Origin of the sequence: Halomonas sp. DN3 (genome assembly GCF_024137905.1) — a bacterium.
Taxonomy (GTDB): domain Bacteria; phylum Pseudomonadota; class Gammaproteobacteria; order Pseudomonadales; family Halomonadaceae; genus Halomonas; species Halomonas litopenaei.
Window position 1 is genome coordinate 2,761,979 of the sequence record NZ_CP099965.1, and the last position, 11,122, is coordinate 2,773,100.

The 11,122-nt window shown below is 59.9% G+C and carries 11 protein-coding genes; 4 read left to right on the forward strand and 7 right to left on the reverse strand.

Annotation, left to right across the window (positions count from 1 at the left end):
* Nucleotide 1: 1 nt before the first annotated feature.
* The 4 genes from NKF27_RS11990 (at nucleotide 2) to NKF27_RS12005 (ending at nucleotide 3,334) form a co-directional block, all read left to right on the forward strand.
* Nucleotides 2-817: a peptidylprolyl isomerase gene (locus NKF27_RS11990; protein WP_253551846.1), complete on the forward strand. Its 816-nt coding sequence runs from the start codon at nucleotides 2-4 to the stop codon at nucleotides 815-817.
* A gap of 162 nt (nucleotides 818-979) precedes the next feature.
* Nucleotides 980-1,591 carry a molybdenum cofactor biosynthesis protein B gene (gene moaB / locus NKF27_RS11995; RefSeq protein WP_253551848.1) on the forward strand — a complete coding sequence of 204 codons (612 nt, stop codon included), beginning with the start codon at nucleotides 980-982 and terminating at the stop codon, nucleotides 1,589-1,591.
* The gene (gene glp, locus NKF27_RS12000) at nucleotides 1,588-2,850 is read left to right on the forward strand and encodes a gephyrin-like molybdotransferase Glp (RefSeq protein ID WP_253551850.1); all 1,263 of its coding nucleotides are present in this window, start codon (nucleotides 1,588-1,590) and stop codon (nucleotides 2,848-2,850) included. Before moaB ends, glp begins: the two co-directional genes overlap by 4 nt.
* Nucleotides 2,851-2,908: 58 nt before the next feature.
* The gene (locus NKF27_RS12005) at nucleotides 2,909-3,334 is read left to right on the forward strand and encodes a putative zinc-binding protein (RefSeq protein ID WP_253551852.1); all 426 of its coding nucleotides are present in this window, start codon (nucleotides 2,909-2,911) and stop codon (nucleotides 3,332-3,334) included.
* Nucleotides 3,335-3,505: 171 nt separating this feature from the next.
* Here the strand turns inward: NKF27_RS12005 and NKF27_RS12010 are convergent, their stop codons facing one another.
* The 7 genes from NKF27_RS12010 to NKF27_RS12040 form a co-directional block, all read right to left on the reverse strand.
* Entirely contained in the window at nucleotides 3,506-3,856 is a 351-nt protein-coding gene (locus NKF27_RS12010) for an antibiotic biosynthesis monooxygenase (protein WP_045994429.1), read from the reverse strand.
* Nucleotides 3,857-4,058: 202 nt separating this feature from the next.
* The gene (locus NKF27_RS12015) at nucleotides 4,059-4,412 is read right to left on the reverse strand and encodes a hypothetical protein (protein WP_253551854.1); all 354 of its coding nucleotides are present in this window, start codon (nucleotides 4,410-4,412) and stop codon (nucleotides 4,059-4,061) included.
* A gap of 187 nt (nucleotides 4,413-4,599) precedes the next feature.
* Nucleotides 4,600-6,780, reverse strand: a complete 2,181-nt coding sequence (locus NKF27_RS12020; protein WP_253551856.1) for a hypothetical protein — start codon at nucleotides 6,778-6,780, stop codon at nucleotides 4,600-4,602.
* A 2-nt stretch (nucleotides 6,781-6,782) separates the two neighbouring features.
* Nucleotides 6,783-7,322 carry a hypothetical protein gene (locus tag NKF27_RS12025; protein ID WP_253551858.1) on the reverse strand — a complete coding sequence of 180 codons (540 nt, stop codon included), beginning with the start codon at nucleotides 7,320-7,322 and terminating at the stop codon, nucleotides 6,783-6,785.
* 605 nt (nucleotides 7,323-7,927) lie between these two features.
* Nucleotides 7,928-9,049, reverse strand: a complete 1,122-nt coding sequence (locus tag NKF27_RS12030; protein ID WP_253551860.1) for a hypothetical protein — start codon at nucleotides 9,047-9,049, stop codon at nucleotides 7,928-7,930.
* A gap of 1,011 nt (nucleotides 9,050-10,060) precedes the next feature.
* Complete coding sequence (locus tag NKF27_RS12035) at nucleotides 10,061-10,453, reverse strand: hypothetical protein (RefSeq protein WP_253551862.1); 393 nt, start codon at nucleotides 10,451-10,453, stop codon at nucleotides 10,061-10,063.
* A 37-nt stretch (nucleotides 10,454-10,490) separates the two neighbouring features.
* Nucleotides 10,491-11,096 (reverse strand): hypothetical protein, encoded by a 606-nt coding sequence (locus NKF27_RS12040; protein ID WP_253551864.1) that lies wholly within the window; start codon nucleotides 11,094-11,096, stop codon nucleotides 10,491-10,493.
* Nucleotides 11,097-11,122 lie beyond the last annotated feature (26 nt).

Genomic DNA, 11,122 nt, shown 5'->3' on the forward strand with positions numbered 1-11,122 from the left:
CATGCAAACCATCCCCGTGGAAACCCTGCCGAACGCGCCAAGTCCCAGCATTCGTGTCGGTGACAGCGTGATCGGCGAGGACGCCATCGCCGGGGAGATGCAGTTCCATCCGTCAACGGATCGCGAGGCCGCCGCCAAGGCGGCGGCCCGCGCCCTGGTCATCCAGGAGCTATTGCGCCAGCGCGCCGAGATCCTGGGCATCGAGACGGGCTCGTTGCACGAGCCCGACGAGCGTGCGATCGCCGTGATGCTGGATCAGGAACTGCAAGTCCCCCCGCCCGATGAAGAGGCCTGCGTGCGCTTTCACGCGGCTCACCCCGAACGCTTCTGCGAGCCCACTCGGCTCAAGGTCCGGCATATCCTGCTGGCGGCGGCCCCCGACGACCTGGACGCCCGTGACGAGCAGTTCAAGAAGGCCGAAGAACTGATCGAGACCCTCAAGCAGCATCCCAAGCGCTTCGACGAGATGGCGCAGCGGTTTTCGCAGTGCCCGTCGAAGGACGAAGGCGGAAGCCTTGGCTGGGTCACCCGCGGCCAGACCGTCAGCGAGCTCGACCGTGCTCTGGAACCTCTGCCCGAAGGCCTGCACGAGCGTCCGCTGCCGTCGCGCTACGGCTGGCACGTAGTGGTGATCGACGCGCGTCTGGAGCGCCAGCCACTGCCCTACACCGAGGTCAAGGACAGGGTCGCCCATGAGTTGACCGAACAGGCCACACGAGTCGCCCTGCGCCACTACCTGCTGGCGCTGGAAAGCGAGATCGGCGTCGAGGGTTTCACCCTGGCCGACGACGATGTCGACGGTCCTTTGATGCGCTGACGAGGGCGCTGAAAGGTCGCCACCAAGGGCGTTGAAAGAGCACAGACAGAGCGCCGATCAGGCGCCGCGCGTACCGACTCCCCCTTCCCTCCCACCTGACACCCCCGCCAGACCTCAGGGTCCGGCGGGCTCCCTTCATGATTTCTCCGCCGGAGTTCTTGCATGTCTCATACGTCCACGAGCGCTGTGTTCACCCCGCTGGATATCGCCATTCTCACCGTGTCCGACACCCGTAGCATGGCCGAGGATGGCAGCGGCGACCTGCTGGCGGATCGGCTGGCCGGCGCCGGACATCGACTGACCGAGCGCGCCCTGGTCCCCGACGACATCTACCGCATTCGCGCCCAGGTCAGCGCCTGGGTGATTCGTGCCGACATCCAGGTGGTGCTGGTCAATGGTGGCACCGGCTTTACCGCACGGGACAATACCCCGGAGGCACTGACGGTACTGTTCGACAAGGTCGTCGAAGGCTACGGCGAGCTGTTTCGTCTGCGCTCCTTCGAGGCCATCGGCACCTCCACCATCCAGTCTCGCGCCGTGGCCGGGGTGATCGATCGCACCCTGGTGTTCTCCATGCCCGGCTCGCCCAAGGCCTGCGCCATGGCCTGGGACGATATTCTTGCAGCCCAGCTCGATGCCCGCACCCGGCCCTGCAACTTCGTCGCCATGGTGGTGAACGACAGCCAGCGCTGCACCAGCCGCAGCGTGGATCACCAGGCGCCTTCCGAGCCCCACTCGAAGGCCCAGCGCGATGCACTGGAGGTCACCCCATGAGCGAGACCTGCGGTTGTGATACACCGACCAGGGACCGCACCCTGATCGATCCCTGGCAGGCCCGCGAGCAGGTCATCGCCCTGACCCGCCCGCTGGAAGACACCGAGACGCTGAGAACAACCCACGCCCGTGGCCGCATCCTGGCCACGCCGCTCAAGGCGCTGCACGACGTCCCCGGCATCGACAACAGCGCCATGGACGGCTATGCCCTGCGCCTGGCCGACCTCAAGCACCGGCTTGCCCTGCCGGTGGTGGCCCGGGTGCCCGCCGGCGCCGCCCCGATCACCCTGCCCTTCGACGGCTGTGCGCGCATCTTCACCGGCGCACCGATTCCCCGCGGTGCCGACGTGGTGGTGCCCCAGGAACGGGTACGGATCGATGACGCCGGCCAGATCCACTTTCCCGCTGACGTGCACCTGGGAGACCATATCCGGCGGCGTGGCGAAGAGCTGACCCAGGGAGTGGCGCTGCTCGAGCCGGGTGAGCCCCTCGATGCCATCCGCCTGGCGCTGCTGGCGGCCCAGGGCATCACCGAGGTGCCCTGCCGGCGTCGGGTGCGCGTCGCCGTCATCAGTACCGGCTCGGAGCTGGTCACGCCGGGCAAACCGCTGGCCCCAGGCCAGATCTACAACTCGAATGCCGGCATGCTGCACGCCCTGCTGCAGGATCACAACGCCGAGCTTGTGGACCTTGGCAACATCAGCGACAGCGCCACGGCGCTGGAAGAAGCGCTGACCTTCGCCGCCCGCCAGGCCGATCTGATCGTCTGTACCGGCGGCGTCTCGGTGGGTGAGGAAGACCACGTCAGGCCCTGCCTCGAGCGCCTTGGCGGCATCAGCCTCAGTGGCGTGGCGATGAAACCCGGCAAGCCCTTCACCCTGGGCTATATCGGCAAGTCCGCGTCCACCGGCACCCCGCTGCTGGGGCTTCCCGGCAACCCCACCGCGGCCCTGGTCGCCTGGCACCTGCTGGGCCTGGCGGTACTGCATCGTCGACAGGGCCGAACCGTCGCACCGTTGGCGAGCTTTGCAGTGCATGCCGGCTTCACCTACCGCGCCAACCGCACCCGCACTCAGTGGCTGCGTGTCCGCCTGGATCACAGCGACATCGCCCCGGTGGCCAGGATCGCCGGCGACCAGGGCTCCAATATGCTCAAGAGTGCAGCGCAAGCCGACGGCTATCTCCAGGTGCCCCCTGGCCAGCAGGTGGTGCCCGGCCAGCGCTATCCCTACCTGCCGCTAAGCCAATTCGCCCGCTAGCGCCACGACCTGAACACCGACAACACACCCAAAAATGTTCCGACAAGGAGAGCCCACCATGGCCACCCCCTCACCCCTTCCCCTGGTCTACGCCTGCTCCGGCTGCTCAGACGTGGCCCAGCTCGCCAACAGCGTTGCTGTTGCGCTCGACCATCGCGGCATCGCCGAGATGTCCTGCATCTCGGGCGTTGGTGGCGGCGTACCGGGGCTGGTGCGCAAGGCACAATCCGGGCGACCGATCGTGGCACTCGACGGCTGCCAGATGCACTGCACCGCCCACTGCCTGGACAAGGCCGGCGTCAGCGCCACCCACCATATGCGACTGTACGAGCAGGGCTTCAAGAAGCGACGCGGCCGCCGCTACGATGACGATTGCGTGGAAGCTGTCATCACACAGCTCATTCCCGTCGTTGACGCACTCGCCTGCGGCGACGCGACCCTCGACCAGGGCGACTCCCCTGTCAGACTCACCGCTCGCCACTGAGCAAGGGCGACGCGATAACGCCAGCCCCGTCGGGTGAAAGTGGCGTGGCACGTGAGAGCAATACGCAAGAACGACAAGGCCCCGCCGGGCTGCAATCAAGGAGCTTTCCCGGCGGGGCCTTGTTATTGGCCATGTCATATTAGCGGTGCGTCATGACAGCGACGTCGCTGCTCAGCTCATCCCCGCTGTCTCGTCGAGTCCATACTCCCGCTCCACCAGTGCCACCCTGACGCGGTAGCTTGCATACCAGCGCTCGCGGCCCCTGGCCTGGGCCTCGCGATGATCCAGGTTGGCCTTCCAGGCGCGAATGGATGCCAGATCAGACCAGTAGGACACCGTGATGCCGGCGGCATATTCACCCGGCGAGCGCGCCGACTCTACCCCCAGAAACCCCGGCTGCTGTGCCGCCAGTTCGACCATGCGCTCGGCCATCTCGCCGTAGCCGTCATCTCCCGGCGTTCTCGTGGATGTGAAGATCACCGCGTAGTACGGCGGTGTCGGTGTGGTGGCGATGGCGCTCAACGGTTTTCCTCAGTGAGGATGGACAAGACACTCCGAGGCCGTCACGGAAATCGCAATCCGCCACGGCGAACTTGGCAATGTAGCACGAGACGACGTCAACGGCCTTCCCGGTGCATATGCCAGGCTGACACCAAAGACCTGCGCTGACGCCAGAGACCTGCGCCAGAGACCTGCGACAGAGACCCGCACTGACAAGAGCGGATCAGAAACCACCGCTACCCGAGCCAATCGCCCCCTCATTGATAAGTTCAGTAAACGGATCATCGAACCCCGAGCCTACCGCGCCTTCATTGATACCCGGGGTAAAAGGATCGTCGTGCCCTGATCCGACTGCGCCTTCGTTGATATCGTCGGTGAACGGATCATCGATGCCCGCGCCGATCACGCCTTCGTTGACGTCTTCCGTGAACGCATCATCGAAACCGGTTCCTACCGCCGCTTCGTTGATGCCTTGCGAAAAAGGATCATCGAAACCGGTCCCCACCGCCGCTTCGTTGATGTCCCTGGTCCAGGGATCATCATGGGCCACGGCGCCTCCCGGCAACAGCGCCAGCATCAGGAAAAGTCCACAGACGCCATACCTCATGACATACCCCATGTCGGCAAAATTTCAGGATACAAGGTCCCATCCGATGCCATGCTGACCCGCATCCATAAAAAAAGGGCCGGAACCCAGCTCGGGTACCGGCCCCTCCTGCCATCTATTTTCCTTCTACTTTCTTGCGTCTCTTGTGGGCTCGAGCCTAGCCGATGGGATCTACCTCGACCAGCGGCTCCCGCGGCAGCAAGGGTCGCCAGTAGGCAAGCTCAGCGGCCACCGGCAACAGATTGACCGACACATCCTTGCGAGTCGGTTTGCACGAACGGCAGCGTCGCTCGATACCGGGCTGACTGAGCTGGATACAGGTGTACAGCTCCAGGCCACGTGCATCGATGGCGCTGACACACAGCTCGCACTTGAACGACTGGCCCATTTCGGTCGCGACCTTGAGGCGTCGTCCCTCCAGTCGATAGGGAATGATGCCTGCCGCGCTCTTCACCTTGCCATCGCCCTGTTCCAGGGTCTGCCCACACAGGCACCACTCGTAGTCCACCGGGAAGGCGGTGAGCCTGGGCCAGGCTTCAAACACGCCGCACCATCGCACCGGGCTGGAACGACAACGAGAACAGTCCTTCGCAATGTAGTCAGTCACCTCTCCGCGCTCTGTCACGCTCCATCGTGCCGCAATATCCAGCGATGGCGTCGGGGTGTCGAAGGTGATCCAGTCCAGATGCAGTGCACCCTGCTGATCGATCTGGCGCCAGGCACGTAACTTGGCCAGGCGCCCTTCGGACGTGCGCATCCCGAAGACCACCTCATGGTGAGGCATGAACAGGAACCATCGCGGCCAAGTGAGGGGTATCAGGCCCAAAGACATCTGGCTTGTTGCCAGCGGCAGGCGCGATATCTGCACCGGCGTCAGCGCGCCGAAGGAGGTCCCCGTCACCGTCAGCCCACTGCCACCGACGGCATTCAAGCCGCTTGCGGGATTCCAGGCGAGATCGGTTCCGGGCAGCACCCCCGCACTGAGGGCGCCACTCTCCAGATCCACCGAGAACCCTTCGAGACCGACGTTTCCGCCCTGGTGTTTTACCGGCACCGAGACCGACCGCACGATGCTCGAGCGCAATTCCAGATCATCGAGGACGATACTGGACAGCGTCAGACCACCACCGATGGGCCCGAGCGGGATCGCCGGCAGGCCACCAATGGCCCCGCTGATGCCATCCGAAATCAGACCATCGGCGATGCCTTCTGCCACCGCCTCGACAATCGCCAGCACCACGGCGGCAATGATGACTCCGACGATACCGCCGAACAGACCTCCCAGACCGAGTGAGGCAAGCCACACCCACCAGGCCAGGTCCACATCGGTATCCACCACCGGCGTGGTCGCAGTCACCGTGATCGCCCCAGCATCCAGACCGATATCGATGAAGAACGAGAAATTCGACTCCGCCGACCAACCACTACCCGAGTCGGTGGCACGTCCCGTGACGGAAATGCGATTGGCGACAACGCGAGCCTCAAGACTTCGAAGCGTCCCCTGACCACCCGGTGCGGGGATACTGCGGTTTAGCCTCAAGGGGGTGTCGAAATCGGTGACAGGTCTGCCCATGGAGCTTGCGATACGTGGGCGCATTACCCTGGCCAGCAACCAGAAGTTGCTCATCGTCACCAGCGACTGGCTCCCGGCAGGGATCAAGCTGGAGGTGACGTTATTGATATTACCCCCGCCGTCGCTGGACATGCGCACACCGAACGCAAGGCAATCACGATCCAGTGCCGTGGTATCGTTCACGGTGGTGACATCGATGTCGAAGACGGTTGTCGCATCCGTATCGTCGACGACCGGGATCGCTGGCGTCAGATCGATTCGACCGATGCTGGACTGAAGCTGGTCGAGCACGACTCCCGCCATCATGTTCTGCGCCCGCGTGAGGCTCAGCCCCGCAACATCCAGAAGCGGCTCAAGCAGTGACACCGACGCAGGATCGAACGCCACATTGACCGTGGGCGCACCGGCATTGAAGTCCATGGTGGCGAACTGATTGCTGCCCTCGGTCACCATGGCGATTCTGCCCACCACCGTGATGGCGCCACCGATCGGGGCGACCGTCAACGCCAGGGGCGCGGTGATCTGGAGCTGAGAATTGGAAAAGGGAACGGTCAGCCCCATTCTCGGCCGAGGGCGGTCCAGGTCGGCGACGGGGGTATCGAAATTCAGATCGGCGCTCCCGCTGACACCGCCTGCATTGACTGGCACGCTGATACTGGGTGGAAAGATCCCTCCGGCGAGGAAGGCCGTGGCAAGTTGATTGTTGAGTTCGTTCTCGGAAATCTGAACGAGCATGTCAAAACCGGCTGTTCGATCCAGTGCCATGACTAGCCCTCCTTGTGAACAGCAAAGCCATCATCGTCCTGCGGCTTCGCACCCGGCTTGATCTCGCCGATACGACCACGCGGGAAGGCCGCAGCCTTGAAACCCGCCACCTTCACTCCGGGACCTACCACTGCTGTCTGTTCGACCTCCCCGTGGGCCCGCTCGACGGCCTTCAGCTCCTGCCTTGACAATTTGACACCGGCCTTGGGCAAGGCCTCGACAGGACGCGCCATGTATAGGCTCGCGTTCGCCTCGTCCTTGGCCAACCACTCCATCATCAACTTGTCGGCCTCCTGGAGTTTCTTCATCACCTCCACTGGTAACGCCAGCGGCTCGGCATCCCGACGGGGCGCTCCCTTGCGAGGACGGCAGCGCAGAGGACGCTTGGGGAGCGCGAAGTCTCCTCCAGGCACTAGGCGCACATTGATGTTGGCCTCAAAGCCCTGGGGCACCCTGGCCACCACGAGCTCTTCCGCCCGATCCTTGCCCAGCCCCACCTGAGAGCGGCATGGGCAGGGATCGGGGTCTTTTGACGTGTTCATGTGTTGGCTCCTTGACGTTGAATGACGTTTGCAACTTCGCAGGGCAGCGCAGTACAGGTCGTCAACAAGAAGCTCGGCGAGAAATAACGCTACCCGGGTCATCGAAACGATGACCGAGCGGGGGTAGTCGACTTCCGGGACGTCAGCCCACTGAAACAGGAGGCAGGCGACCGGAATCCGGTGCTATGCGAGGAAGGAGGGAAACATGCTCGGACACCGGAGCTTTGGATAACGGGCAAGGCGCCCCGACAGCGTCCCCGCGCTGACCTCTTTCATCTGACACGGAAAGGAAAGCGCTTCTGGCGGCGCAGCCCTGAATAAAATGTGCTTAAAAAGGCACCGGGGCCACGACCGCAGGACACCAAACATCTCGGCTAATTTATCAAGTACTTACCAAGTACTCCTGGTGGATTCAATCAGAATGACTACCCCCGTAGAACACTCTTCCTAAGTAAACTTGGCCTTTGAAGCATAGACTGTCTTCGTCAATGTGACGATGTTCAATCAACCATCAAGGCAACAAACGAAGACACCCCGCCGAGAGGCTTTCTCGACGGGGTGCCTGAAGGGGACGGCGTAACGGGTACCGGAACAACCGGTGGTCCCTAGCGATTGATCTCGACACGAATGATGCGATTGGTGGCGCTCTGATGAATCAGCAGGTCGCCATTCCGGGTCGGTCGCATATGCCGCACGATACCGGCGTAAATACCGCCGGACGGGATCGCCCAGCTCTGGAAGGTCTCGGTGGCGGGATCAAAGCGCACCAGGGCATCGGGACGCATCCCGGATTCGTTGTACCAGACCACGCCATCGAGTACCGCGATCGCGTAGGGATGAGACTTCTCGCCGCTTGGCGACGGCCACTCCTGCACCTCACCGCTGCGGGAGTCATAGCGCCCAAGCCGGCCCCTTCCCGAATTGACGTACCAGATCATGCCGTCATCGGCGATATCGAGCCTGCGCACAGTGGTTGCCTGGTGGGGAAGTTCGATTTCGGTAAGCGCCATGGTGTCGGGATCGACCCGTACCAGGCAGTTGCTGCCATTGCAGGCCACCCAGGGTGTGCCCTCTGCATCGATCTTGATGCCGTAGGGCCGCGCCCCAGTGGTGGGCATGGCAACGAGTTCGACCTCACCGGTTTGTGGATCGAGGCGTCCGACGCGATTGGCGTGCTGCGCCGTAAACCAGAGAACACCGTCATCATCGAACACGGCCGTGTGGGGATCACGCACCGAGGGGTCCGGCATGTCGACCACCTCGATATCCCCACTGGCCGGGTCGAGACGCCCCAGCGTCCCGTTCTTGTTGCCGGTAAACCACACGCCACCGTCACGATCCAGCGTCACCGAGTGAGGCATGCTGCCGGGCGGTAGCGGGTATTCGCGCATCTCACCGGACATGGGATCAATGCGCCCCACCAGATTTCCCCATTGGCCCGCCCACCAGATCCCGCCATCTGGCGCCTCGGCGGGATCCCGCGAGCGTTGCCCGAGCGTCGGCACCACCCATTCGTTGAAACTGATATCGGTATCTCCCTCAAGCAACGTCGGTGCCCGCCGCTCATTGGGAGGAAAATGCTCCGCCAGATAGTCGGCGATAGCCCCGCGGCGGGCAGGATCACTCGAGAGATCCACCATGGTGCCCATCAACTCGAGCCACTCCTCACGGCTGTAGCCAAGGCTCTGGCTGATGCGACTGACCGGATGGCACACCGAGCACTGCACTTCGACTGCCTCCCTGCCCTCCCCCGATGGCAGGCCGGCGCCCAGAGCCGCCGACGAACCAGCGAGTATCACCATCGAGAGACATAGCCTCCGAAACCCAACGCGCCTGGTCATACGCCACCTCCCCGAGCCTGAACCTGAACGCATCGAGTGCACCGAGTGCACCGAGTGCACAATTGGGTGTACCGCACCTTTTGATCGCTGGCCTCGGTTGGCCTGATCCATCCTCAGCCACCCGCTCACCGATTCGATACCGGATACCACCGAGACGGCGCCGTCCCGCTAAGCACCATCCATCCTGAGCCACATGACGATCGCCCACGCCAATGCCTATTCAGCGTAGGAAAAATGGCGCGGCCCTGCAGGTCCCGTTCGATGCCACACGCACTTGCTCATTGAGACCGCCGACCTGACTGTATTTTTCTTGGCACACGACTTACTTCCTCGACGGTTTCATTAAACTTCCGGAGTGTATTGACAGAGATTTGAAACTGACCATTACTTGGTAGGTGTAATGTATCAGGTGGGCGGTCTCAATGAGAAAATTCAAAATCTTATCGACAAGATATTGCACGTTCTCTTTGAGAGCGCCGTAGGAAATACCAATATCAGCGATTCTGCTTATTTCAACTGTGATATTTCTTCGACAAGCAAGCCATCATTAAATTTAGGCTGATAATAACTCCTTCACTCATGACAGGTTAAAACTGGCGAAAAACTGCGCTCATATAAGTCAACCAGCGTAATTTTATAGCATTTAGGTGCTAAATACTTAACAGTCTTATGTGCAAAATAATAACACAAACTACTCTTCAGCGGATGAGCCAGCACAACCAAACATATCACTAGATTCCCCTTGCAATTCAAGCGCTTCTCTACTTTAGTCCCGCAGAGCGGGTTCGGCTCAAACGAATTGTTAGACGGTTTCTCACTTACATCGACTCTGCAATTGCTATGTGATAACCGTCTGGGTCGCGAAAGGTAAACTCACGCCACCCAGCAAGCGAGTTATCATGCGGCTGCACGATAATCTCTGCGTCCTGCTGCTTGGCTCGCAGAAATACCTGCTCTAGAATCTTCGACGAAGACCCAGAGAAGGAAGCCATTCCCGACAGCGTCTTTAGCAGGTGGCTTGAGACCATGTTCGCCTGCCTGAAGCTGGTGTAGCATAAAAAATACTTTTCCGTTGTACATAAGCCGATCAAAGTCTGGGCGATCATGGTCGTTTGAGCAACCTAGAATTACTTTGTACCAAGCGACACTTGCAGACACGTCACAAACTGCAATCATGATTTCAGCTCGCATCTTACCTTCGGGGCAATCTACCTCTACAACAATGGAGAAACTTATTTGTAATAAATCTAACAATGGGTGAGATAATCCAACATAAAGGCCAAGTTTCAAAAACGCTCATACGGCATATTAAAATCATTAACGATGATTATAACAAAACCCTTGACGCAAACTGACTTTGATTATTGAAAAGATATTCTGCTCTACCTATTTTTACGCACGCTTTCATCGAAAGCCATGCATACAAGCCAAAAAAAGGTAGTGTAAACATAACTTTAAGTAACACCTCAGAGGATGAAAAACCTAGGATGCTGGATAAAACCATTGGTGAAAGAGCTAAAAACGACATAATCACATAACATATTGAATAAAATGACTTACGCCACACCCTAGAAAATTTCGTCTTATACTTTTTCTTAAAAAACAACTTAAAGTCTCTTTCAACCTCCAGTCTTTCGAACATCTGTTTAGAAAAAATAAAATCGCGCAAGCATTGAACAGAGTCTTTCAGAGATAAAATATACTCTATTTCATTAGATTTTACAGCTATCGTGCCTGCAATCGCCTGATAACCTTTACTAAGTACATATGGATGCAGAGTCTCCTTTCCCGAATCATTTAAAAACCCTTTTGCGAAATTATACTCTTCTCTTAGATTGATTTTATTTCCGGAAGAAACATCAAAAAACGTTTTCCATGCAGTAACGATAGCGGCAAAACCCAATAAAAATCTAGCGACTGTATCCCAATCCATGCTCAAACTCCAAAATATTGTATAAT